The organism is Streptomyces sp. CB01373 (assembly GCF_002803075.1).
Taxonomy (GTDB): Bacteria; Actinomycetota; Actinomycetes; order Streptomycetales; family Streptomycetaceae; genus Streptomyces.
This window is the reverse complement of the sequence record NZ_NNBK01000010.1, coordinates 170,811-194,896: the sequence shown is the minus strand read 5'-3', so window position 1 is coordinate 194,896 and position 24,086 is coordinate 170,811. Positions and strand designations below refer to the sequence as shown.

The window sequence follows — 24,086 nt, the reverse complement described above, 5'->3', positions numbered from 1 at the left end:
CGGGACGACTTCCCCGGCCGAGGACAGGCCCACGGGACCCCAACACGTTTTCCCCGTACGGCAGTACCCACTTTCGGGTTCCGATCGTCGATCTTTCGGGCGCGTCCGGCTTTACTGCCTACAAGCTGGAATTCCCTGCCCCCGCGCCACGGAGGACAGTCCCATGAGCACCCCGCCGCCCCCGCACCACCCCGCCCGCCTCGCCTCCGGTCCCGACGGCCCGCACGCGTTGCGGCCCCTGCTCGACACCGTGCTCGACGCCCTCGACAGCGGCCGCCACGCCCGCGGCGGCCCCCTGCCCGCCGGCGGACCCGACGCCGTCGCCGCCCGCATACGCGACGCCGTGGGCGACGTCCTGCCCGAGCACGGCGACCCCGACGCCCTGCGCGGCCTCGTCCACGCCCTCGCCGAAGGCGCCGCCGACCCCGCCGACCCCCTCTGCGCGGCCCACCTGCACTGCCCGCCCCTCGCCGTGGCCACCGCCGCCGACCTCGCCGTCAGCGCCCTCAACCCCTCCCTGGACTCCTGGGACCAGGCACCCGCCGCCTCCGAGCTCGAAGCCCTCGTCACCCGGACACTCGCCCACGAGACCGGCCTCGCCGACTCCGTCGTCACCACCGGCGGCACCGAGTCCAACCAGCTCGCCCTGCTGCTCGCCCGCGAGTCCCACGGCGGCGGCGTCCGCCTGGTCTGCGGCGCCAACGCCCACCACTCCCTGCCCCGCGCCGCCTGGCTGCTCGGCCTGCCCGAACCCGTGATCGTGCCCGCCCCCTCCGGCACCCTCGACCCCGCCGCCCTGCACAGCGCCCTCACCGGCCTCGGCGGCTCCCGCGGCTCCCGCGGCTCCGTCGTCGTAGCCGCCACCGCAGGCACCACCGACGCCGGACTCATCGACCCCCTCCCCGAGATCGCCGGACTGTGCGCCGCCCACGGCGCCCGGCTGCACATCGACGCCGCCCACGGCGGGGGACTGCTGTTCAGCGAACGCCACCGCGACAAGCTGACCGGGCTCGAAGCCGCCCACACCGTCACCCTCGACCTGCACAAACTCGGCTGGCAGCCGGTCGCCGCCGGACTCCTCGCCGTCCGCCACCCCCGCGACCTCGCCGTCCTGCACCAGCGCGCCGACTACCTCAACGCCGGCGACGACACCGAGGCCGGCCTGCCCGACCTGCTCGGCCGCTCCCTGCGCACCACCCGCCGCCCCGACGTCCTCAAGATCGCCGTCACCCTCAAGGCCCTCGGCCGCAGCGGCCTCGGCGCCCTCGTCGACCAGGTCTGCGCCCGCGCCCGCGAGTTCGCCGACCTCATCCACGACCACCCCGGCTTCGAGCTCCACGACCGGCCCACCATCAGCACCGTCCTGTTCCGGCCCGCCGGCGCCACCGACGACGCCGTCGCCACCGTCCGCCGCGCACTCCTCACCGAAGGCCGCGCCGTCCTCGGCCGCGCCCGCCTCGACGACCGGCTCTGGCTCAAGGCCACCCTGCTCAACCCGGACACCCGGACCGAAGACCTGGCCACGCTGCTGAAACTGGTGGAAGGAAGCACCCCCAGATGAACCATCCCGCGCTCCACACCCCCCAGGCCGCCCGCGACCTGGTCGGCATCGGCATCGGGCCGTTCAACCTCTCCCTGGCCGCGCTCGCCCACCCGCTCACCGGCCTCGACACCGTCTTCTACGAACAGCGCCCCCGCTTCCACTGGCACCCCGGCCTGCTCATCGACGGCTCCCGCCTCCAAGTGCCCTTCCTCGCCGACCTCGTCACCCTCGCCGACCCGGCCAGCCACTGGTCCTTCCTCAACTACCTGAAGACCCGCGACCGGCTCTTCCCCTTCTACTTCGCCGAGCGCTTCCACATCCAGCGCGCCGAATACGACGCCTACTGCCGCTGGGTCTCGGAGAACCTGCCCGCCGTGCGCTACGGCCACCACGTCGACGCCGTCCGCTGGAACCCCGAACTCCGCCTCTTCGAGGTCGACTTCACCCAGCTCGACGCCGACGGCGAAGCGGAGGCCGTCGGCCGCGCCCACACCCGCAACGTCGTCCTCGGCATCGGCACCGCACCCCACGTCCCCGCCCCGCTGAAACCCCTCGCCGACGCCCCCGGCGTCCCCGTCGTCCACGCCGCCGACTACCTCGACCACCGCGACACCCTCCTCGCGGCCGGCCACATCACCGTCGTCGGCTCCGGACAGTCCGGCGCCGAGGTCTTCCTCGACCTGCTGCGCCACCGCCGGGCCGGCGCCGAGCGGCTGCACTGGATCGGCCGCACCGAGGCCTTCGCCCCGATGGAATACTCCAAGCTCGGCCTGGAGCACTTCACCCCCGACTACATGCGCTACTTCCACGCCCTGGCCGAACCCGTGCGCGACCGGCTCGTCACCGGCCAGTGGCAGCTCCACAAGGGCGTCGACACCGACACCCTCGCCGCCATCCACGACGAGCTCTACCGCCGCACGCTGGACGGCAGCTGGCCCGACGCCGTCCTGACCCCCGGCGTCCGGGTCCGCACCGCAGGCCGGGTCGCCGGCTCCCGGATCGAACTCCACCTCGAACACCTGCAACAGGGCACCCGCACCCGCCACACCACCGACGCCGTCGTCCTCGCCACCGGCTACCGCGAACGCCCCGTCACACCCCTGCTCACCGGACTCGACCCCTACCTGCGCCGCGACGGCAGGGAACGCCTCCGGATCGACGAGCAGTTCCGACTCGACCTCGACCCGGCCATCACCGCCACCGGCTGCCACGTCTACGTGCAGAACGCCGAACGCCACACCCACGGCGTCGGCGCGCCCGACCTGGGCCTCGCCGCCTGGCGCAGCGCCACCATCCTCAACTCGGTCACCGGCACACGGGCCTACCCGCTGCCCGCCCGCACCGCCTTCACCACCTTCGGCCTGGAACGGCGACGGCCCCAGATCCCGCCGTCCCGCCAGATCAAGGCACTGACGCCTTGACCTGGCGGGACGGGACCCGAGGCCGTCCCTGGAAGAAGGAAACCGATCAGAACACCGGCGTGCCGTTACGCGTCAGCTTCCAGTCCAGCGACGCGAAGTCCTTCGGGTCCAGCTCGCCCTTCGCCGTGACCCACTCCGCGATCCGCGTACGGATCTCGGTCGACTCCGCCCACAGCTCCTTCGCCGAGGCCACGTACGGGAAGGCGCCACCACCGTTGGCCCGGTAGTTGTTCACCGCCATCACGAACTCCTGGGCGTCGTCCAGCGGCGCACCGCCGAACGTCAGGTTCTTGATCCGCGAACCGGCCGGCTGGGCGACGTCGATGTCGTACTGAAGGCCCGACACGTAGTCGTAGTTGTAGTCCGGGCGGCCGCCCGCGTTCGTCAGCTTGTCCACGTCGACCGGCGCGCCGGCGGCCGTCTGCACGAAGTACTCCGCCGAGTACTCCAGGTACGCCCGCAGCTGGCCACCCGTCATCAGCTTGGCGACCAGCGTGTTGTCGTACACGTACAGGCTCGACAGGTCCCGGATCGTCACGTTGCCGGCCGGGATCTCGGAGGTGCGCGAGAAGGGGGAGGCCTGCGAGACGACCGGCAGCGCGGCGTACTGCGTGCCTGCCAGCGCGGCCTTCACCACGTCCTCCTGCACCTTGTTGATCAGGTCGATGATCGGGGCGTCCTTGTAGCGGGCGTCGACCGTGGTGAGGGTCTCCGTCGCCCGGCCGACCACCTGGTTGACGTACTTCACGACCTTCGCGTGCTCGTCCTTGAGCAGCTTGGTGATCTTCGGGTCGTCGGCGACGGTGTTGGTGTTGCGCAGCGAGGCGGAGACCGACTCCACCTCCCACTTGCCCTTGGCGAACACCAGCTCGATGTCGAACAGGGAGAGCCGCTCGGCGTAGCACAGGGGCTCCGACAGCACGACCGTCCTGCCGGTCTTCTCGTTGACGACCTTCAGCTCCGCGATCTCCTTGTGCGCGTGGCCCACCAGGATCGCGTCGATGCCGGGCACCTGCCGTGCGATGTTCGCGGCGGCGTCCTCCACGTACGGGAGCTGGTCGCCGTACGACGAGGTCCCGGACGTGCCCGAGTGCGCCGAGACGATGACCACGTCCGCGCCCATCGAACGCAGCTTGGGCACCCACTTCGCGGCCTGCTCCTCAAGACCCGGGAAGTCCAGCTTGCCCTGGACGTAGGCCTTGTCCCAGATCGCGATGCCCGGGTTGGTCAGACCCAGCACGGCCACCGTCACCGGGGCGGCGCCCGGCTGGTGGAACTTCTTGATGAAGTAGGGCGGGAAGGCCGGCTTCTGCGTCTTGTGGTCCACCGCGTTGGCGCCGAGCAGCGGGAAGTCGCACTGCTCCTCGAACTTGCGCAGCGTCTCGATGCCGTAGTTGAACTCGTGGTTGCCGAGCGCCACAGCGTCGTACCCGATGGCGTTCATCGCCTTGGCCATCGGGTGCACCGGACCACGCTTGGCGGTGATCGGGTCCACCTTCGCGTAGTAGTACGTCAGCGGGGTGCCCTGAATCGTGTCACCGGCGTCCAGGAGCAGCGTGTGGTCACGGCCCTTCTCCTTGCGGACCTGGTCCACCAGCGTCGAGACCCGGGCCAGACCCTGGGCGTTGCCCGCCGCGTCGCTGTACTCGCCGTTCTTGAAGTAGTCCCAGTTGAACACGTGCCCGTGCAGGTCGGTCGTGCCCATGACGGTCAGGGAGTAGCGCTTGCCCGGCTTCTCGGCCTTCTGGCCCGCCGCGGCGGCAGGGGCGGGCGCGGCCTCGGCCGCCGGAGCCGCCACGGCGCCGGTCAGCGCCACCCCCGCCCCGGTGGCGGCGGACTTCGTCAGAAACTTCCGGCGGTTCAACGGCATGTCTGGTTCTCCTCGTGAAACAAGTCGATGACGCGCGTAGATTCTGGCGGTCCGCGGCGAACCGCAACACCCCCGGAAGGTTGCGATCTGATGACCGGCAGGGGCGGAAAACCGGCCACCGGTGACAGAGTGGGGCGTATGACCTCAGGCCCCGCTCCGGAACCCGGCCCCGCCGTCCCCTACGGCACCCCCGACGCCCCCCGGATAGCCGTCCGCGGCGAGGCACACCTGGAAGTCGACCCCGAGATCGCCCGGATCGGCATCACCGTCACCGCCCGCGGCAAGGACCGCCGTTCCACCCTGGACGACCTCACCCGGCGCAACGCCCACGTCCTGGACCTCGTCAAGTCCTACGGACAGGCGGTGGAGAACCTCGAGACCGGCGCCCTCTCCCTCACCCCCGAACCGGCCCGGCACGGCCGCGGCGAGCGCGTCCGCACCTACCACGGAGCCGTCCGCCTCACCGCCGCACTCTGCGACTTCACCGCACTCGGAGAACTCACCACCCGACTGGCCGACTCCGAACTCACCCGGGTGGACGGCCCCTGGTGGGCGCTGCGCCCGGGCTCACCGGCCCACCGGGAGGCAAGCCGGCAGGCCGTGCAGGACGCCGTCCAGCGGGCCAGGGAGTACGCCGAGGCACTCGGCACCTCACTCACGGCCCTCGTCGAACTCGCCGACATCGGCGCGGAGAACGCCCAGCCCTGGGCACCGGCACCCGGGCGGATGAGATCGAGGCAGGCCTACGGAGGCGCCGCGCCCGAGGACGAGGCAGCGCCCCTGGACCTCGAACCCGAGCGGCAGCACGTCCACGCGCAGGTCGACGCGCGCTTCACCATGGCACCGCCCAGACTGTGATGACGTGACGTCCGTTGCGTCTTCCGGTCCGCGAACGGGACGAACGCTTGCCCGAGCGCCGCCCCGCACAGTTCAACAGTTGTCAATACCCCTTCATCCAAAGGTTGTTGAGTGGTCACGTCGTACCAATCGTCTACCCACTGGTAAGGCCTAGGCTCACATCATGCGCCGAGCAAAGATCGTCTGTACTCTGGGGCCCGCCACCGACACGTACGACCAGATCAAGGCACTGGTCGACGCCGGAATGGACGTCGCCCGCTTCAACCTCAGCCACGGCGGCCACGCCGAACACGAGGCGCGCTACCGGCACGTACGCAGAGCCGCCGACGAGACCGGACGCAGCGTCGGAATCCTCGCCGACCTTCAGGGCCCGAAGATCCGGCTCGGCCGCTTCCGCGAGGGACCCGTACTCCTCGAACGCGGCGACACCTTCACCATCACCGTCGAAGAGGGCGTCGAGGGCGACGGCGACATCTGCGGCACCACCCACGCGGGCCTCGCCGAGGACGTCACCCCCGGCGAGCGCGTCCTCGTCGACGACGGCAAGGTGTGTCTTGAGGTCACCGCCGTCGACGGCCCCCGTGTCCGCACCCGGGTGATCGAGGGCGGCGTGATCTCCGACCACAAGGGGCTCAATCTGCCCGGCGTCGCCGTCTCGGTCCCCGCCCTGTCGAAGAAGGACGAGGACGACCTGCGCTGGGCGCTGCGCACCGGCTTCGACGTCGTCGCACTGTCGTTCGTCCGCGGTGGCCGGGACATCCTCGACGTCCACCGCGTCATGGACGACGAGGGCCGCCGTCTCCCCGTCATCGCCAAGATCGAGAAACCGCAGGCGGTGGAGGCCGTCGACGACATCGTGGCCGCCTTCGACGGCATCATGGTCGCCCGCGGCGACCTGGGCGTGGAGATGCCGCTGGAGCAGGTCCCGATCGTCCAGAAGCGCGCGGTCGAAGTGGCCCGGCGGAACGCCAAGCCGGTGATCGTCGCCACGCAGATGCTCGACTCGATGATCGGCAACTCCCGCCCGACCCGCGCGGAGGCCTCGGACGTGGCCAACGCGGTGCTCGACGGCACGGACGCGGTGATGCTCTCGGGCGAGACCAGTGTGGGCAAGCACCCGGTGGGGACGGTGCGGACGATGGCCCGCATCGTCGCGGCGGCCGAGGAGGACCTCCTGGCCAAGGGGCTGCCGCCGCTGACCGACCGCAACAAGCCCCGCACGCAGGGCGGCGCCGTGGCCCGAGCGGCGGCGGAGATCGGCGACTTCCTCGGCGCGAAATTCCTGGTCGCCTTCACACAGTCGGGCGACACCGCCCGCCGGCTCTCCCGCTACCGCTCACCCATCCCGCTGCTGGCCTTCACCCCGGAACCGGCCACCCGCTCCCAACTCAGCGCCACCTGGGGCGTCGAGACGTTCCTCGGCCCGCGCGTCGACTCGACCGACGCCATGGTCGAGCAGGTCGACGAACTGCTCCTGCGGTACGGCCGCTGCGAGAAGGGCGACGTGGTGGTGATCACGGCGGGCTCGCCCCCCGGGGTGCCGGGCTCGACGAACCTGGTCCGGGTGCACCACATCGGCGAGGACGACAGCCCCCGATAGCACCGGCTCAGTGCTTGGGCCCGACGTGAGCGTCCATGAGCGCTACGGAGGCTTTGCGGGCGACGGAGATCGTCACGGCGGCGCGGCTCTGATGCAGTGGCTTCCACTCGACGCGGACCTTGTCGAGGGTGTCGGTGAAGAGCCGCACGATGTCCGCCGACGTGTTGGTGAAGAAGTACCTCGGATACTCGTAGCGCTTGCGCTCGCCGCCGACGAGGCGGGTCGTCCAGTTGGTGATACGGCAGCCGTCGGAGTGGATGAGGCCCCGGACGAATTCCCACGGGTGTGTGTCGACCATCTCCTGCTGCCAGGGCTCGAGCGTGATCCGGCGCTCGTGCTTCTTGCCGGGGCCGTGCTGGGGGAAGAGGCAGGGCCAGTGCTTGCTGTAGCAGGTGACGTTCTGGCAGCCCTGGCGCTGGACTCGGAACACCTTGTTGTCGGGACGGACACGTTGCATGGCCTCGGCGCAGGCTTCGATCAGGCCGGGCCAGGCGTCCGCGCACGTGATGCGAAGGAAGTGGACGCCCCTGCGCAGCGAGCTGACGCAGCCGTCGCCGAGGTACAGGCCCAGCAGGTAGGTGTAGGCCGTGATCTCTTCGGGCTCCCAGGGTGCGTCGCGACAACGCGGGCATGACATCGCGCGGTTCCGGTGCAGAGGTTCGGCGCGTGTCTGCCAAGCGCGGATCGTGGCGCGGGAGACGCCGGTCTCCCTGCTGACCGAGTTCAGACTGCGGCCCTGGTGGACCAGCGAAAGGGCTCGCTTGCGTGTGCTGACGTCGTACATGTGAGCACTCTGCGAGAGCGGTCGGGACGACACACGGCGAACGGCGAAGGATCACCCGACAGGGGATCCTCCGCCGCAAGTGACGACCTTTGAATCGAAGGAAAAGTGCCCCGGGTCGGACTCGAACCGACACTGTATGGGTTTTGAATCCATTGCCTGCTGCCAATTGGGCTACCGGGGCCCGACGAATCGAAGGTTGCCCCCGACCCGCTGCCTGACCACCTTACCGCAGCTCGGTACGCTCTTGGGAGCAGTATCCGCCCGCCCCGGACCAAGGAGCGCCCCCGTGACCGCCGAGTCGCCCCAGCCCGTTGACGTGTCCGACGACGACAAGTCGCACGTGCCTCCGCTGACGACCCGGGTCGTCATCGCCGAGGACGAGGCGCTGATCCGGCTCGATCTCAAAGAGATGCTGGAGGAGGAGGGCTACCAGGTCGTCGGCGAGGCCGGCGACGGGGAGCGGGCCGTGGAGCTGGCCCGCGAGCACCGCCCGGACCTGGTGATCCTCGATGTGAAGATGCCCAAGCTCGACGGCATCTCGGCCGCGGAGCGGATCGCCGAGGAGCAGATCGCACCCGTGCTCATGCTCACCGCGTTCTCGCAGCGCGACCTGGTGGAGCGGGCCCGGGACGCCGGGGCGATGGCGTATCTCGTCAAGCCGTTCAGCAAGAGCGACGTCGTTCCGGCGATCGAGATGGCCGTCTCGCGGTTCACCGAGCTGAAGGAGCTGGAGAAGGAGGTCGCCGACCTCACCCAGCGGCTGGAGACCCGCAAGCTGGTCGACCGTGCCAAGTCGATCCTTCAGACGGAGTACGGGCTGACCGAGCCGGCCGCGTTCCGCTGGATCCAGAAGACCTCGATGGACCGCCGCATGTCGATGCAGCAGGTCGCGGAGGCGGTCATCCAGGACAGCGAGGAGAAGAAGGCCGCGAAGGGCGCCGGGTCCGACAAGGACTGAGCCGGACACAACAGCGGAAAGAGAATGGGCTCGCGTCCCGTAAGGGGACGCGAGCCCATTCTCGTCTCGGCGGTGACCCGGTGGGGTCAGTCCTCGCCCAGGTACGCCTTGCGGACCGATTCGTCGTGCAGCAGGTCCTGGCCGGTGCCGGACAGCACGATGTTGCCGACCTCCATGACGTGCCCCTGGTCGGCGAGGGAAAGCGCCGCCTGGGCGTTCTGCTCGACGAGCAGAATCGTCGTGCCCTGGGATTTCAGTTCGGCGATGGTCGCCATGATCTTCTGCATCATGATCGGCGAAAGGCCCATGGAGGGCTCGTCGAGCATGAGCAGTTTCGGCTGGGACATCAGCGCCCGGCCCATGGCGAGCATTTGCTGCTCGCCGCCGGAGAGGGTGCCCGCGGCCTGCTTTCTGCGTTCGCCGAGGATGGCGAAGAGATCGTAGGCGTGCTGAATGTCCTTTTCGATGCCTTCCCTGTCCTTGCGCAGGAAGGCGCCGAGCCGGAGATTGTCCTCGATCGTCATCCGCGGGAAGATGTGCCGCCCCTCGGGGGAGTGGGCGAGTCCCAGGGAGACGATCTGGTGGGCGGGGATCTTCTTCAGCGACTTGCCGTTGAATTTGATCTGCCCGCCGACGGGCTTGAGCAGCCCGGACAGGGTGCGCAGCGTCGTGGTCTTGCCGGCGCCGTTGGTGCCGATGAGGGTGACGACCTGACCGGCCTCGACCGTGAAGGAGATGCCCTTGACGGCCTCGATCTTGCCGTAGGCGACGCGGAGGTCCTCGACTTCGAGCAGTGCGGTCATCGGTCGTTCTCCTTGCCGGGCGCGGCGTCCTGCGGGGTGTCGTCCTCTGCCTGCGCCTCTGCCTGCGTCTCGGCCGCCTCGGCTTGTGCCTCGGCGTTCTCGACCTCGGCGGCCTCCTCGGCGCCGGGCGCGCCTTCGAAGGGTTCGCCGAGGTAGGCGGCGATGACGCGCTCGTCGCGCTGGACGGTGGCGCTGTCGCCCTCGATGAGCTTCTCGCCCTGGACGAGTACGGCGACGCGGTCGCAGAGGTTCATGATGAACCGCATGTCGTGCTCGATGACGAGTACGGCGATGCCCATGTCCCGGATGGCGAAGACGAGTTCCTCGGTGGCCCGGGTCTCCTGGGGGTTCATGCCGGCGGTGGGCTCGTCCAGGAGGAGCAGGCCCGGCTCGCTGGCCAGGGCGCGGGCGATCTCCAGCTTGCGCTGCTCGCCGTAGGGCAGGTTGCGGGAGAGGTGCTCGGCCTTGTGGGCGAGGCCCACGAATTCCAGGAGCTCCATGGCCCGTGCGCGGGAGGCGGCTTCGGCGCGGTGGAATCCGGGGCCGCGCAGCAGGGCGGACCAGAGTCCTTCCTTGGTGCGGGTGTGCCGGCCGACGAGCACGTTCTCCAGGACCGTCATGTTGGCGAACAGGCGGATGTTCTGGAAGGTGCGGGCGATGCCGGCGGCGGTGACCTTGAAGGACTTGGGCGGCAGGACGTTGCCCTTGTAGCGGACCTCGCCCTCGGTGGGGGTGTAGAGGCCGGTGAGGCAGTTGAAGAAGGTGGTCTTGCCGGCGCCGTTGGGGCCGATGAGTCCTACGATCTCGCCGCTGTTGACGGTGAGGTCGACTCCGCGCACGGCGGTCAGGCCGCCGAAGCGCATGGTGACGCCGCGTGCGTCGAGGACGGTCTCGCCCGGGGTGGCCGGGGTGGGCGTGGTGTCCTTGGTGGTGGTGTCGGTAGTCATGGGTCAGACCCCTGCCTTGCTGAGGACCGCGGGTGCCTCCGTCTGCTCGTGGAACTCGAGCTGGCGGCGCCGGTTGGGGATGAGGCCTTCCGGGCGGAAGCGCATCAGCAGTACGAGTGCGAGACCGAAGGCCAGGAGCTGGTAGTCGCCGAGGAACTGGAGCTTGGCCGGGATGAGGTAGAGCAGGGCCGCGCCGACGAGGGGGCCGCTGATGGTGCCCATGCCGCCGAGGACGACCGCGGCGAGCAGGAAGGCGGAGTTGGGCGGCACGACGTGGGCGAACTGGTACTGCTCGGGGGTCACGGTGTAGGTGACGTGCGCCTGGACGGCGCCGGCGAGGCCGGCCAGGGTGGCGCCGAGGGCGAAGGCGATGAGCTTGACGCGGAAGCCGTTGATGCCCATGGCGCGTGCGGCGGTCTCGTCCTCGCGGATGGCGATCCAGGCGCGGCCGATGCGGGAGTCGCTGCTGCGCCGGAAGACCACGACGACGATCAGCGTGATCAGGAGCATCAGCAGGAAGTAGTTGGCGAAGCGGGCGATGGTGAGCCCGAGGAAGGTGTGCTCCTGGCCGAAGTCGAAGCCGAGGATGTTCAGGTTCGGGATCGACGAGATGCCGTTGGAGCCGTTGGTGACGTCGGGTCCGGAGGTGCCGTCGGTGTTGTTGACGGTGATGCGGAAGATCTCACCGAAGCCGAGCGTGACGATCGCGAGGTAGTCGCCCCGCAGTCGCAGGGTGGGGGCGCCGATGAGGACGCCGAAGACCATGGCGACGGCGCCGCCGAGCAACGCGGAGGCCCAGAACGGCAGATGGACGTGCAGAGGTGAGGACGGGGAGCCGGAGACCAGGGCCGCGGTGTAGGCGCCGACGCCGAGGAAGGCGACGTAGCCGAGGTCGAGGAGGCCGGCGAGGCCGACGACGATGTTCAGGCCGAGTGCGACGGTGGCGAAGATCAGGATGTAGACGCCGATGGCCGCGTACTGGTCGTCGGACTGGGTGAAGGGGAAGGCGGCGGCTGCGACGAAGGCGCCGATCATCGTGATGTTGCGGTGCCTGGCGGTGATCGTCGAGACGCGGCCCACCAGTCCGGCCTTGGCGAGGGCGGCGAAGCTGAAGCCGGCGGTGATGAGGAAGCCGATGAAGAGTTCGCTGTCGGGGGTGCCGATGCCGTAGGTGAAGACGGTCAGGCCGATGGCCATGGCCGCGATGATGACGAGGATCTCGGCGTAGGGCGCGAGCTTGCCGACGGGCCGGGCGGTGCCGGTGGCGAAGACGGCCTTGAGCGTCTCCCGGAGGTGGGCCGTTTTCTGCTTGAGCTGTTCCCGGCCGCCGTCGTCGGGGTCCACGGGGTTGGGTTCGGGGCGTTCGAAGGGCAGGGCCAGGGCGCCGACGAGGGTGGCGAGGCTGGTGACGGCGACGATGTAGCCGCCGGGTTCGAGGTTGACGACGCCGCCGAGTTCGATGCTGATGGCGAGCACCGTGTACCAGGCGGTGGCGAATGTGGCGAGGGCGGTGAGTTTGACCGCCGCGTCGGCGCCGGCCGGGGTGAGCCAGCCGAGGCCCTTGATGCCGTAGGAGGAGAGGGCGAAGAGGATGGTGAGGACGGCGCCGACGAGGACGAGGACCTGCAGGCCGCCCGGGTAGCCGTAGACCGTGAGGTCTCCGGAGAACTCGGAGGTCCAGGTCCAGGCGAGGAAGGTGGAGATGAAGGTGAGGACGGCGCCGCCGGTGGCCAGGGCGCGGCCGATCTGCTCGGGTATGCGGATGAGCCCGGTGGGTTCGCTGCCGGCGGTGGGGGCGCTGGGCGTTTCGGGTGCGGTGGTCTGTGTGGTCATCGGTGTCACGCCCTGTCCGCGACGCGCTCGCCGAGCAGGCCCTGGGGCCGGAACAGCAGCACGAGGATGAGGAGTACGAACGCCCAGACGTCGGCCCAGGACTGGCTGCCGAACTGGTCCATGCCGGGGATGTCGGAGATGTAGGCGGTGGCGAGGGTCTCGGCGACGCCGAGGACGAGCCCGCCGATCATGGCGCCGTAGATGTTGCCGATGCCGCCGAGGACTGCCGCGGTGAAGGCCTTGAGTCCGAGGATGAAGCCCATGCGGAACTGGATCTCGCCGTACTTGAGGCCGTAGGCGACGCCGCCGACGGCGGCGAAGGTGGCGCCGAGGGCGAAGGCGACCACGATGATGCGGTCGGTGTTGACGCCCATGAGCTTGGCGGTGTCGGGGTCCTGGGCGGTGGCCTGCATGCCGCGTCCGGTGCGCGTCTTCATGACGAAGTAGGCGAGGATGGCCATGCTGATGGGGGCGGCGCAGAAGACGAAGATGTCACCGGTCTGGATGGTGACGTTGCCGATCTCGAAGGGGCCTCCGGCGATCTGCGGGAAGGTGCGCGCGGACTTGGCGTCCGGGTACCAGGCCCACACCGCCTGCTGCAGGGCGAGGGAGAGGCCGATGGCGGTGATCAGGGGCGCCAGGCGTGGGCCGCCGCGCAGGGGACGGTAGGCGAACCGTTCCGCCCCGATGGCGACGAGGACGGCGACGATGATGGCGCCGAGGAGCATGAGCGGCAGCGCGATCCACATGGACGTGCCGTTCGGAAGTATCCACAGGTAGACCGAGAGTCCGCCGAAGGCGCCGGTCATGAAGATCTCGCCGTGGGCGAAGTTGATGAGCTGGACGATGCCATAGACCATCGTGTAGCCGATGGCGACCAGCCCGTACATGGATCCCAGTAGCAGGCCGTTGACCAGCTGCTGCGGCAGTTCGTTCACCGCATGTCCTCCGAGACTTCGGATGTTTGTCGAATGTGGCCGGATGCGAGTACGCGCGGGGCGCCAGTGGAACAGCGCCCCGCGCGACGGTTGAGCGGTGCTGGTGGTGGATCAGCCCGTGTAGGTTCCGGAGTGGACCGAGGCCCAGGCGCCGTCCTTGACGGCGTAGACGGTGAGCTGCTTGTTGGTGGCGTCGCCGAACTCGTCGAAGGAGACCTTGCCGGTCACTCCGTCGAAGGAGACGTTCTGCATGGCCTCGGTGACCTTGGCGCGGGCGTCGGAGGGCATCTTGCCGCCGTTGTCGTCGACGACCTTCTTGACGGCCTCGATGATGGCCCAGGCGGAGTCGTAGGAGTAGCCGCCGTAGGCGGAGTACTCCTCCTTGTAGCCGGCGGCCTTGTAGTCGGCCGTGAACTGCTTGGCGGAGTCGAGTTCCTCGACCGGGGTGCCGACGGAGGTGGCGAGGTCGCCGCCGCTGTCGGGGCCGGCCAGCTCGATGAACTTGGCGTCGTTGATGCCGTCGCCGCCGATGAGCGGGATCTTGGCGCCGGCGGCCTTGATCTGCTTGCTGAGCGGGCCGGCCTGCGGGTATTCGCCGCCGTAGTAGACGATGTCCGCGCCGGACTTCTTGACCTTGGTGGCGACCGCGGAGAAGTCCTTGGTGTCGGGGTTGATGTGCTCGGTGCCGACGACCTTGCCGCCGAGCTTCTTGAACTCGTCGGTGAAGGTGCCGGCCAGGCCGGCACCGTAGGTCTTCTTGTCGTCGATGACGAAGACCTTGGTCTTCTTCGCGGTGTTGTAGACGTACTGGGCGGCGAACGGGCCCTGGATGGCGTCCGTGGTCGCGGTGCGGAAGTACGACTTGTACTGGCGCTCCTTCTTGGTCCGCCAGTCGGGGCCCTGGCTGAGGGAGGGGCCGGTGTTGGCGGGGGAGACCTGGACCAGTTTGGCGTCGTCGAAGACCTTCTGCATGGACTCCGCGACGGAGGAGTTGAGGGGGCCGACGGTGCCGAGGACGTCCTTGTTGGCGACGAGCTTGACGGCGTTCTGCTGGCCCGAGGAGGGCTGGGCCTGGTCGTCCAGGGCCTGGATCTTGAAGGTGACGCCCTCGACGAACTTCTGCTTGTTGGCCGTCTTGGCGGCGAGGTCGGCGGAGTTCTTGATGCCGAGGCCCATGGCGGACAGGTCGCCGGTCAGCGGGGCGTCGACGCCGATGACCACGGTGGTGCCACCGTTGCCGGAGTCCGAACCCTTGTCGCCGCCGCGCGAGCCGCAGGCGGTGAGGGTGAGTGCTCCCGCTGCCAGTGCTGCGGTTACGGCGATGAGTGAACGTTGACGCACGATCAGTCCTTTCCCTGGCACGGCCCCTCCCCCCTGGAAGAGGTCGAGTCGAGCGCGGAGTCGAAGAGGTAATCCGACGCGCCGTGACTGGCCGTGACTCTAGGCGTGCATAGGGAACGTCGAGGAGGGCTTGGCCAAGGCTGTGACTCTCTTGTTATGACAGGACGTAATGCAGAGCGGTGCGCGGCGGGTGGAACAGTGGAATTCAGGCAGATTCGCCCGGTCCGGATTCTGAGAACCCGCAGGACGGGGCTTGCTGCGATCAGGTGTCTCAAGGGTTTTGGTGATTACCGAGAACCGTTGCCGCAGGCGACTTCCAGGGCCTGGGAGAGGCTCTGCGCATACCGTGGCCCGAGGATGAAACCGTGCACCTGGATTGCGCGCTCATTACGCAGTGTCACGTCCAGGAATGGGAGTCCGGCGTTCCCCGGCACCTTTCCGCATTCCTTCACATGCATGGTGATCACAACTTTATGGGCGGATCCTGCCCGGATGAGGAAAGGGGCCCGGGGCTCGGAGGTGAGGGAAAGTCCTGCGTACGGCTGGTCGATGCCGGTGACGGTCACGGGCGGGCCGGTCTGCACGCTGACCAGCACCGCGAAGCTGAATGTCCTGTTTCCTGCCGCGTGGGGTGCGGCGACCTCGTCCAGGTAGGACACGTCGGTCACCAGGGACGGGTAGGGCGGCGCCGGGGGCGGCGGAGGGGGCTGCGGCGCGTCCTGGCGGATGGCGGACAAGTAGCCGCCGCCCGCGAGGAGGAGAGCGAGTGTCAGGGCCGTGAGGGCGGCCCGGCGGTGCCGCCGGTACAGCCGGGCGAGAGGCGCGAGGGGGCCGTGCGCGAGGGCGCCGGGGCGGGGCGGGGCATCAGGGTCGCCCGGGGCATCCGGGTCGTCCCGGTCGGACGTGCCCCACGCGCGCGTGCCCTCGCCCGGTTCGAGCGGCCCGACACCGCTCACGTCCCGGCTCTCCTGCCGGAACGGTCTTCCCCGGTCCGATGGCGGCACGTCAGATCCACTGACGTGGCGCGTGGTTGGGGGTGTGACCGGCTCGACCGCGCCGCCGGCCGGGGCGCTCCTCCCGTTGTCATGGCAAGAAGCTAGGGGGCCCGGTGTCCGGGGGCAACGGTCGCGGGGGCGGCTCCGTGGCTCAGCCGGCCGCGCCGGCGGGGTTGTCGCCCGGGTTCACGTCGCGCAGCAGGCAGGTCAGACGGGCGCTGCACACCCGCCGTCCCTCCTCGTCGCTGATCACGATCTCGTACGTCGCCGTCGAGCGTCCCCGGTGGACGGGTGTGGCCACACCGGTGACCAGCCCGGAGCGCGCCCCGCGGTGGTGGGTGCAGTTCAGGTCGACACCCACGGCGATCTTGGAGCTGCCGCCGTGCAGCATGGCGCCGACCGAGCCGAGGGTCTCGGCGAGGACGGCGGAGGCGCCGCCGTGCAGCAGTCCGTAGGGCTGGGTGTTGCCCTCCACCGGCATGGTGCCGACGACGCGGTCCGCGGACGCCTCCAGGATCTGCACGCCCATGCGGGTGCCGAGGTGTCCGGCGGAGAAGAGGGCGGGCAGGTCGACGCCGAGCGCGGCGTACTCGTCGAGGACTTCCTGCGGGAACTTCACGTGCTGCTGCTCGCCCATGGGGTCCGGCTCCGTTCGTCCTTGGTCGGCTCGGTGCCGACCGGATCGTGGTCGATCGGCCACCGCATTCACTGAGCGAACGCTCAGTCGGCCGCCGATTGTTCCAGACGCACCACGACGGACTTGCTGGCCGGGGTGTTGCTGGTGTCGGCGGTGGCGTCGAGCGGCACCAGCACGTTGGTCTCCGGGTAGTAGGAGGCGGCGCAGCCGCGGGCCGTCGGATAGTGCACGACGCGGAAGCCCGGTGCCCGCCGCTCCACGCCGTCCTTCCACTCGCCGACCAGGTCCACGTACGACCCGTCGGCCACCCCGAGCGCCCGCGCGTCCTCCGGGTTGACCAGCACCACCCGCCGGCCGTTCTTGATGCCCCGGTAGCGGTCGTCGAGGCCGTACACCGTGGTGTTGTACTGGTCGTGCGAACGCAGCGTCTGCAACAGCAGCCGGCCCTCGGGCAGTTCGGGGTACTCCACCGGCGCGGCGGTGAAGTTGGCCTTGCCGGTGGCCGTCGGGAAGCGGCGCTCGTCGCGCGGGGCGTGGGGCAGCGCGAAGCCGCCGGGGCGGGCCACGCGCGCGTTGAAGTCCTCGAAGCCGGGGACCACCCGGGCGATCCGGTCGCGGATCGCGGCGTAGTCCTTCTCGAACTCCTCCCACGGCACGACGCTCCTCTCGCCCAGCACGCGGCGGGCCAGAGCGCACACGATGGCCGGCTCCGACTTCAACTGCGGGCCCGCGGGCCGCAGTCGGCCCCGGGAGGCGTGCACCATGCCCATGGAGTCCTCGACGGTGACGAACTGCTCGCCGCCGGCCTGCACGTCCCGCTCGGTGCGGCCGAGGGTGGGCAGGATCAGCGCACGCGCGCCCGTGACCACGTGGGAGCGGTTGAGCTTGGTCGACACGTGCACCGTCAGCCGGGCCCGGCGCATCGCGGCCTCGGTGACTTCGGTGTCGGGGGAGGCGGAGACGAAGTTGCCGCCCATGGCGAAGAAGACCTTCGCCTCCCCGTCGCGCAGGGCCCGGATGGCGCGTACGACGTCGTAGCCGTGCTCGCGCGGAGGTGCGAAGCCGAACTCCTTCTCCAGGGCGTCCAGGAAGGCGGGGGCGGGGCGTTCGAAGATGCCCATGGTGCGGTCGCCCTGCACGTTGGAGTGGCCGCGCACCGGGCACACCCCCGCGCCCGGGCGGCCGATGTTGCCGCGCAGCAGCAGGAAGTTGACGACCTCGCGGATGGTCGGCACCGAGTGCTTGTGCTGGGTCAGGCCCATCGCCCAGCACACGATCGTGCGCCGGGAGGCGAGGACCATCTCCAGCGCGCGGTCGATCTCCGCGCGCGTGAGCCCGGTCGCGGTGAGCGTCTCGTCCCAGTCGGCGGTCCGGGCGGCCTGCGCGAACTCCTCGTAGCCATGGGTGTGTTCGCGCACGAACTCCTCGTCCACCGCGCCCTCGGTGTCGAGGATCAGCTTGTTGAGGAGACGGAAGAGGGCCTGGTCGCCGCCGATGCGGATCTGCAGGAAGAGGTCGGTGAGCGCGGCGCCCTTGAGCATGCCCTGCGGGGTCTGCGGGTTCTTGAACCGCTCCAGCCCGGCCTCGGGCAGCGGATTGACGCTGATGATCCGCGCGCCGCCCGCCTTGGCCTTCTCCAGGGCGGAGAGCATCCGGGGGTGGTTCGTCCCCGGGTTCTGCCCGGCGACGATGATCAGGTCGGCCTTGTACAGGTCCTCCAGGAGGACGCTGCCCTTGCCGACGCCGATCGTCTCCGACAGGGCCGAGCCGGACGACTCGTGGCACATGTTGGAGCAGTCGGGCAGGTTGTTGGTGCCGAGTTCGCGCGCGAAGAGCTGGTAGAGGAACGCGGCCTCGTTGCTGGTGCGGCCCGACGTGTAGAAGAGGGCCTCGTCGGGGGAGTCGAGGGCGGTGATCTCCTCGGCGACGATGTCGAAGGCGCGCTCCCAGGTGACCGGTTCGTAGTGATCGGCGCCCTCGGGCAGGTACATGGGGTGGGTGAGCCGTCCCTGCTGGCCCAGCCAGTAGCCGCTGCGGTCCGCCAGGTCGGACACGGAGTGCGCGGCGAAGAACTCCGGGGTGACCCGGCGCAGGGTGGCCTCCTCGGCGACCGCCTTCGCGCCGTTCTCGCAGAACTCCGCCGTGTGCCGGTGCTCCGGCTCCGGCCAGGCGCAGCCGGGGCAGTCGAAGCCGTCCTTCTGGTTCACCCGCAGCAGGGTCAGCGCGGTGCGCCGCACCCCCATCTGCTGCTGGGCGATCCGCAGGGTGTGCCCGATGGCCGGCAGCCCCGCCGCCGCGTGCTGCGGCTCGGCTACCTCCGGCGCGTCCTGAACCGGATCACCCATGGGCGGCTTCGTGGCCATAGCACGCTCTCCTTCGACTCGCGGCATATGAACAACGCTCCCGATCCTCGCACGACCGTGCGAAAGCCCCTAGGCCCGGGACACGGACCACGGCAACCGGCACACGGACTGTCCCGTGCCGCCCGCCCGGCCGCCCGGCTGCGGAGCGCGCCGCGGGAGGGACCGTCTTCCGGCGCGGGACCGGGGTGGGCTCCGGGCGGCAGGCGCTGCGGGGTGGGCGGCCGGGCGGGCCGGGGGCGTGGCGTTCCGGAGGCCGTGGAGGCGGGTGGCCGGCCGCGGCTGTCAGGGCGTGGGCTTCGGCTGTCAGTGGTACGTGGCAGGATCGGGGGCGTGGCAGAGACAGCATCGAAGAAGACCGACACCACCCCCGGCGGCGCGCGGCCGCGGCTGATGCTCATGGACGGGCACTCGCTGGCGTACCGCGCGTTCTTCGCGCTGCCCGCGGAGAACTTCACGACCGCGACGGGCCAGCCGACGAACGCCATCTACGGCTTCGCGTCGATGCTGGCCAACACGCTGCGTGACGAGGAGCCGACGCACTTCGCGGTCGCCTTCGACGTCTCCCGCAAGACCTGGCGGTCGGCGGAGTTCACCGAGTACAAGGCGAACCGCTCCAAGACCCCGGACGAGTTCAAGGGGCAGGTCGAGCTGATCGGCGAACTGCTCGACGCGATGAACGCCTCCCGCTTCGCCGTCGAGGGGTTCGAGGCGGACGACGTGATCGCCACCCTCGCCACCCAGGCCGAGGCCGAGGGCTTCGAGGTGCTGATCGTCACCGGCGACCGAGACTCGTTCCAGCTGGTCTCCGAGCACACGACGGTGCTCTACCCCACCAAGGGCGTCTCCGAGCTGACCCGCTTCACCCCGGAGAAGGTCGTCGAGAAGTACGGGCTGACCCCGGCCCAGTATCCGGACTTCGCGGCGTTGCGCGGCGACCCGTCCGACAACCTGCCGGGCATCCCCGGCGTCGGCGAGAAGACCGCCGCGAAGTGGATCAACCAGTTCGGTTCGTTCGCTGAGCTCGTCGAGCGCGTCGAGGAGGTCAAGGGCAAGGCCGGGCAGAACCTGCGGGACCACCTGGAGTCCGTCAAGCTCAACCGCCGGCTCACCGAGCTGGAGCGGAGCGTGGAGCTGCCGAAGACGGTCACCGACCTCACTCGCACGCCGTACGACCGCAAGGCCGTCGCGATGGTCCTGGACACCCTGGAGATCCGCAACCCCTCCCTGCGCGAGCGGCTCTTCGCCGTGGACCCGGGCGCCGAGGAGGCCGAGACGACCCCGATCACGACGGACGGCGTGCAGCTCGACGGCACCGTGCTCGGCACCGGCGAGCTGGCCGGCTGGCTCACGGAGCACGGCACGCAGGTCCTCGGTGTCGCCACCGTCGACACCTGGGCGCTGGGCGCGGGCTCGGTCGCCGAGATCGCGCTCGCCGCGCCCGGGGGAGCGGCCGCCTGGTTCGACCCGTCCGAGCTGGACGAGGCGGACGAGGGCGCGTTCGCGGCCTGGCTGGCCGACGCGGACCGGCCCAAGGTCTTCCACAACGCCAAGGGCGCCATGCGGGTCTTCGCCGAGCACGGCTGGACCATAGAGGGCGCCGCCATGGACACCGCGCTCGCCGCCTACCTGGTCAAGCCGGGCCGCCGCTCCTTCGACCTGGACGCGCTGTCCCTGGAGTACCTGCACCGGGAGCTGGCCCCCGCCGCCGCGGCCGACGGGCAGCTCGCCTTCGGCGCCGACGAGGGCGCCGAGGCCGAGGCCCTGATGATCCAGGCCCGCGCCGTCCTCGACCTCGGCGAGGCCTTCGAGGCGCGCCTTCCGGAGGTCGGCGCGGCGGAACTGCTGCGCGACGTGGAGCTGCCGACGTCCGTTCTGCTGGCCCGCATGGAGCGGCACGGCATCGCGGCCGACCGAACCCACCTCGAGACCATGGAGCAGATGTTCGCGGGCGCGGTGCAGCAGGCCGTGAAGGAGGCCCACGCTGCGGCGGGGCACGAGTTCAACCTCGGCTCGCCCAAGCAGCTTCAGGAAGTCCTCTTCGGCGAGCTCGCCCTGCCGAAGACGAAGAAGACGAAGACCGGCTACACCACCGACGCCGACGCCCTGGCATGGCTGGCCACCCAGACGGACAACGAGCTGCCGGTCGTCATGCTCCGCCACCGTGAGCAGGCGAAGCTGCGTGTCACCGTCGAGGGTCTGATCAAGACGATCGCGGCCGACGACCGGATCCACACCACGTTCAACCAGACGGTCGCCGCCACCGGCCGCCTGTCGTCGACGGACCCGAACCTGCAGAACATCCCGGTCCGCACCGACGAGGGCCGGGCCATCCGGCGCGGCTTCGTGGTCGGCGAGGGCTTCGAGTCGCTGATGACCGCCGACTACAGCCAGATCGAGCTGCGCGTGATGGCCCACCTGTCCGAGGACGCGGGCCTGATCGAGGCGTTCACCTCCGGCGAGGACCTGCACACCACCGCGGCCTCGCAGGTCTTCGGCGTCGACCGCTCGGCGGTGGAGCCGGAGATGCGGCGCAAGATCAAGGCGATGTCCTACGGCCTGGCGTACGGGCTGTCGGCCTTCGGCCTCTCCCAGCAGCTGAACATCGAGGCGGCCGAGGCACGCGCCCTGATGGACGCCTACTTCGAGCGTTTCGGCGGCGTACGGGACTATCTGCGCCGCGTGGTCGACGAGGCGCGGGCGACCGGCTACACCGAGACCCTCTTCGGCCGCCGCCGCTATCTGCCCGACCTCAACAGCGACAACCGGCAGCGCCGCGAGATGGCCGAGCGCATGGCCCTCAACGCGCCCATCCAGGGCACGGCGGCCGACATCGTCAAGATCGCCATGCTGCACGTGGACCGCGCACTGCGCGAGGGCGGCCTCGCCTCCCGCATGCTCCTCCAGGTGCACGACGAAATCGTCCTGGAGATCGCCCCCGGCGAACGCGAGACCGTGGAGCAGATCGTCCGCCACCAGATGGCCGGCGCGGTACAGCTCAGGGCCCCGCTGGACGTCTCGGTCGGCGTGGGCCCGGACTGGGAGTCGGCAGCGCACTAGCCCGCGGCGCGCGGGTCGGGCCGCCTGGACACCGGGGCGTTTCCCGCGACGGCGGATCCGGGCTGCCGTGCCGTGCCGCGGGGGCCCTGCGGCCGTGGCGGGGGCTGTCGTGCGGTGCGCGGGTGTCCCCGTGACGGCGGATCCAGGCCGCCGCGCCCGCGCGGGCCAGCCTGCCGGCCGTGGCCCGGTCTGACCTGCCGTGCACGGGCGGCCGCGCGAACGTGGCCGGGGCTGTCGTGCGGTGCGCGGGTGTCCCCGTGACGGCGGATCCAGCCCGCCGCGCCCGCGCGGGCGACCCTGTCGGCCGCGGCTCGGGTCTGTCCTGCCGTGCACGGGCGGCCGCGCGACCGTGGCTCGGGGCTGTCCCGCCACGCACGGGCGGCCCCCCCGCAGAGCCGCCCGTGCGTGGCGGCCACCCGGCTCGGACCGCCCGTTGGACCGCCCCCGCCGTCGCGGGTGCGTCACGGCGGGGGACGGGTCCCGACCGTGGCCACCCTGCCGCCGGAGCCGGAGCCGGAGCCGGAGCCGGAGCCGGAGCCGGAGCCGGAGCCGGAGCGGATGCTGGCGCCGGAGCCTTGCGTCGTCCGGTGGGAACCGCGTACAGGTCACCACCCGTCCGCCGCGGTGGCCCCCGAAGGGCGACCCCGCCGGCTGCCAGGTGCGTCGACAGCGGGGTCCTCCCTCGCGTGGCGCACCCGTGGCAGGGCCCGTCACTCACGTGGACCCCGAAGAGGCGCAGCCGCGAGCCGTGCCCGACAGGATGCGGGCATGGGTATACGCATGCTCAACCGCCGGCCGGCGGTGATACGGGTGGACATCGGTGAGGCCCCCAAAGGGGCACCTCTGTCGGTCCGGCCCTTCGCGCCCGACGCCGGCACGGCCCGCGTTCCGGCGGATCTGACGGCGACCCTGCGCCGTGCCGCGAGCGGGCTACGCGACCGGTTCGGCCCCGGCGATCCCGTCCTCGGGGAGACACGTGCCTGGCGTCTGTGGGCGGACACCACTCGCGGCTACCTCGCCCTGCTGCTCTCCCCACTGCACCGCCCCCGCCCGGTGCGCAGCATCACCGTCTTCGTCGCCACCGCGCCCCCCACCGGCGACCGGCTGGGCGAGCCTTCCCCACACCGCTCCCGCCAGGACCGCCGGAACTGCTGAGCCCGACCGGCCCCAGGCGAAGCGACGGCACGGCTCAACCTGCCGAGGCTGAAGAACCACTCCCACCGTCCGGACCGGAAGAAGCCCCAGCACGGACCCCCTCGGGACTGGGACGGCCCGATCCGACCGACTCCCTCACGCCGCCGCCCCCGCCACCGGCACCCGCAGGCCGGGCGCCGCGCCGGAGCCTGACGTCCAGGGCGTACAGGGGCAGGCCCACGGCCAGCCCCGCGCCCGCGCCGAAGCACAGGGTCGGAATCAGCTCCCAGAGAGCGGCTGTCGACCCCCGGCCCGTCCACCAGTGCCAGGTCCGCTGCACGGCACCGGCGACCGCGCAGACCGCGATCACGGCCCAGGCCCGCCGCCGGTCCCGTACCGACAACTCGGGCACCCCCACCGGCTCGTCCGCCGGCGTCCGCCGCAGCGCGTGCACCAGGAACCCGGCGATCACGACGGCCGCCACCGCCGAGCTGCCGTACTGCAGGTACCAGTAGACCGGCGTCGCGGCCAACTCCCGGCCCAGCACCGGGAACAGCCGCATCCCCCACCGGTCGTGGTGGGTGAACGCGTCCCACACCACGTGCGTCAGGGCGCCCAGCGCGGCGGAGGCGTACCACCACGGCACCGACGCCGGGCGCGGTCGTGTCCACGGGGTGCCGCACCGTGTCAGCGCCGCTGTCCGTCCCTGCCGGGCGCGCGGCAGCAGCGCGACGAGCGGCTCACGCAGCAGCAGCCACACCCCGACCAGCAGCCAGGCGACGAGCACGTCGAGCGTGAAGACCCCGGGGAAGGAGTGTGTGACCGTGCCGAACTCCATCGCACCGGGCACCACCCCTGCCGTGTAATAGATCAGATCGGGCGCGAAGGAACCCGCCACGAGCACCGACGGGACCAGCCGGCCCCGCCCCGTTCCGTCGCCGCGTATCGCGGGCAGTACGGCCGCCGCATGGCTCAGAGTGAACGGCAACGGGGCTCCTCCTGGC

The 24,086-nt window shown here is 70.6% G+C and carries 18 protein-coding genes and 1 tRNA gene; 7 read left to right on the top strand and 12 right to left on the bottom strand.

Annotation, left to right across the window (positions count from 1 at the left end):
* The first annotated feature begins 163 nt into the window (after positions 1–163).
* Together CG719_RS17410 and CG719_RS17405 are read left to right on the top strand one after the other, a co-directional pair.
* Positions 164–1,561, top strand: a complete 1,398-nt coding sequence (locus tag CG719_RS17410; RefSeq protein ID WP_100569568.1) for a pyridoxal phosphate-dependent decarboxylase family protein — start codon at positions 164–166, stop codon at positions 1,559–1,561.
* On the top strand, positions 1,558–2,964 hold the full coding sequence (locus CG719_RS17405; RefSeq protein ID WP_100569567.1) for a lysine N(6)-hydroxylase/L-ornithine N(5)-oxygenase family protein: 1,407 nt from the start codon (positions 1,558–1,560) through the stop codon (positions 2,962–2,964). Before CG719_RS17410 ends, CG719_RS17405 begins: the two co-directional genes overlap by 4 nt.
* A gap of 46 nt (positions 2,965–3,010) precedes the next feature.
* Here the strand turns inward: CG719_RS17405 and CG719_RS17400 are convergent, their stop codons facing one another.
* Complete coding sequence (locus CG719_RS17400; protein WP_100569566.1) at positions 3,011–4,834, bottom strand: bifunctional metallophosphatase/5'-nucleotidase; 1,824 nt, start codon at positions 4,832–4,834, stop codon at positions 3,011–3,013.
* 138 nt (positions 4,835–4,972) lie between these two features.
* Between CG719_RS17400 and CG719_RS17395 the strand changes: the two genes are divergently transcribed.
* Complete coding sequence (locus CG719_RS17395) at positions 4,973–5,692, top strand: SIMPL domain-containing protein (protein WP_100569565.1); 720 nt, start codon at positions 4,973–4,975, stop codon at positions 5,690–5,692.
* A gap of 163 nt (positions 5,693–5,855) precedes the next feature.
* Positions 5,856–7,292, top strand: a complete 1,437-nt coding sequence (pyk, locus tag CG719_RS17390; RefSeq protein WP_100569564.1) for a pyruvate kinase — start codon at positions 5,856–5,858, stop codon at positions 7,290–7,292.
* A gap of 7 nt (positions 7,293–7,299) precedes the next feature.
* Here pyk and CG719_RS17385 read toward each other — a convergent pair whose 3' ends face one another.
* Entirely contained in the window at positions 7,300–8,076 is a 777-nt protein-coding gene (locus tag CG719_RS17385; protein ID WP_100569563.1) for a helix-turn-helix domain-containing protein, read from the bottom strand.
* A 106-nt stretch (positions 8,077–8,182) separates the two neighbouring features.
* Positions 8,183–8,257, bottom strand: a tRNA-Leu gene (locus CG719_RS17380).
* Positions 8,258–8,362: 105 nt separating this feature from the next.
* On the opposite strand from CG719_RS17380, the gene CG719_RS17375 reads away from it, so the two are divergent.
* Positions 8,363–9,034, top strand: coding sequence for an ANTAR domain-containing response regulator (locus CG719_RS17375; RefSeq protein WP_100569562.1), 672 nt, complete (start codon positions 8,363–8,365; stop codon positions 9,032–9,034).
* Between the two features lie 86 nt (positions 9,035–9,120).
* Here the strand turns inward: CG719_RS17375 and CG719_RS17370 are convergent, their stop codons facing one another.
* The 8 genes from CG719_RS17370 to CG719_RS17335 form a co-directional block, all read right to left on the bottom strand.
* A complete protein-coding gene (locus CG719_RS17370) occupies positions 9,121–9,837 on the bottom strand; it encodes an ABC transporter ATP-binding protein (protein ID WP_100569561.1) in 717 nt (238 codons plus the stop codon).
* A complete protein-coding gene (locus tag CG719_RS17365; protein ID WP_100569560.1) occupies positions 9,834–10,784 on the bottom strand; it encodes an ABC transporter ATP-binding protein in 951 nt (316 codons plus the stop codon). The genes CG719_RS17370 and CG719_RS17365 overlap by 4 nt, the downstream gene beginning before the upstream one ends.
* Before the next feature lie 3 nt (positions 10,785–10,787).
* Positions 10,788–12,617 carry a branched-chain amino acid ABC transporter permease gene (locus tag CG719_RS17360; RefSeq protein WP_100569559.1) on the bottom strand — a complete coding sequence of 610 codons (1,830 nt, stop codon included), beginning with the start codon at positions 12,615–12,617 and terminating at the stop codon, positions 10,788–10,790.
* A 5-nt stretch (positions 12,618–12,622) separates the two neighbouring features.
* Entirely contained in the window at positions 12,623–13,555 is a 933-nt protein-coding gene (locus CG719_RS17355; RefSeq protein ID WP_100569558.1) for a branched-chain amino acid ABC transporter permease, read from the bottom strand.
* Between the two features lie 111 nt (positions 13,556–13,666).
* Positions 13,667–14,896 (bottom strand): branched-chain amino acid ABC transporter substrate-binding protein, encoded by a 1,230-nt coding sequence (locus CG719_RS17350; RefSeq protein WP_199836674.1) that lies wholly within the window; start codon positions 14,894–14,896, stop codon positions 13,667–13,669.
* Positions 14,897–15,183: 287 nt separating this feature from the next.
* On the bottom strand, positions 15,184–15,852 hold the full coding sequence (locus CG719_RS17345) for a Tat pathway signal sequence domain protein (protein ID WP_100569556.1): 669 nt from the start codon (positions 15,850–15,852) through the stop codon (positions 15,184–15,186).
* A 190-nt stretch (positions 15,853–16,042) separates the two neighbouring features.
* Positions 16,043–16,528 (bottom strand): PaaI family thioesterase, encoded by a 486-nt coding sequence (locus CG719_RS17340; protein ID WP_100569555.1) that lies wholly within the window; start codon positions 16,526–16,528, stop codon positions 16,043–16,045.
* Positions 16,529–16,611: 83 nt separating this feature from the next.
* Positions 16,612–18,891 carry an FdhF/YdeP family oxidoreductase gene (locus CG719_RS17335; RefSeq protein WP_100569554.1) on the bottom strand — a complete coding sequence of 760 codons (2,280 nt, stop codon included), beginning with the start codon at positions 18,889–18,891 and terminating at the stop codon, positions 16,612–16,614.
* A gap of 330 nt (positions 18,892–19,221) precedes the next feature.
* On the opposite strand from CG719_RS17335, the gene polA reads away from it, so the two are divergent.
* A complete protein-coding gene (gene polA / locus CG719_RS17330) occupies positions 19,222–21,948 on the top strand; it encodes a DNA polymerase I (RefSeq protein ID WP_100569553.1) in 2,727 nt (908 codons plus the stop codon).
* A gap of 768 nt (positions 21,949–22,716) precedes the next feature.
* Positions 22,717–23,103 carry a hypothetical protein gene (locus tag CG719_RS17325; RefSeq protein WP_100569639.1) on the top strand — a complete coding sequence of 129 codons (387 nt, stop codon included), beginning with the start codon at positions 22,717–22,719 and terminating at the stop codon, positions 23,101–23,103.
* Positions 23,104–23,137: 34 nt separating this feature from the next.
* Here the strand turns inward: CG719_RS17325 and CG719_RS17320 are convergent, their stop codons facing one another.
* On the bottom strand, positions 23,138–24,070 hold the full coding sequence (locus CG719_RS17320) for a DUF4184 family protein (protein WP_100569552.1): 933 nt from the start codon (positions 24,068–24,070) through the stop codon (positions 23,138–23,140).
* Positions 24,071–24,086 lie beyond the last annotated feature (16 nt).

Coding starts and splice junctions, on each gene's coding strand:
- CG719_RS17370 (WP_100569561.1), bottom strand. CDS start 9,837: ATGACCGCACTGCTCGAAGTCGAGGACCTCCGCGTCGCCTACGGCAAG.
- CG719_RS17385 (WP_100569563.1), bottom strand. CDS start 8,076: ATGTACGACGTCAGCACACGCAAGCGAGCCCTTTCGCTGGTCCACCAG.
- CG719_RS17325 (WP_100569639.1), top strand. CDS start 22,717: ATGGGTATACGCATGCTCAACCGCCGGCCGGCGGTGATACGGGTGGAC.
- CG719_RS17410 (WP_100569568.1), top strand. CDS start 164: ATGAGCACCCCGCCGCCCCCGCACCACCCCGCCCGCCTCGCCTCCGGT.
- CG719_RS17335 (WP_100569554.1), bottom strand. CDS start 18,891: ATGGCCACGAAGCCGCCCATGGGTGATCCGGTTCAGGACGCGCCGGAG.
- CG719_RS17400 (WP_100569566.1), bottom strand. CDS start 4,834: ATGCCGTTGAACCGCCGGAAGTTTCTGACGAAGTCCGCCGCCACCGGG.
- CG719_RS17365 (WP_100569560.1), bottom strand. CDS start 10,784: ATGACTACCGACACCACCACCAAGGACACCACGCCCACCCCGGCCACC.
- CG719_RS17405 (WP_100569567.1), top strand. CDS start 1,558: ATGAACCATCCCGCGCTCCACACCCCCCAGGCCGCCCGCGACCTGGTC.
- CG719_RS17340 (WP_100569555.1), bottom strand. CDS start 16,528: ATGGGCGAGCAGCAGCACGTGAAGTTCCCGCAGGAAGTCCTCGACGAG.
- CG719_RS17395 (WP_100569565.1), top strand. CDS start 4,973: ATGACCTCAGGCCCCGCTCCGGAACCCGGCCCCGCCGTCCCCTACGGC.
- pyk (WP_100569564.1), top strand. CDS start 5,856: ATGCGCCGAGCAAAGATCGTCTGTACTCTGGGGCCCGCCACCGACACG.
- CG719_RS17360 (WP_100569559.1), bottom strand. CDS start 12,617: ATGACCACACAGACCACCGCACCCGAAACGCCCAGCGCCCCCACCGCC.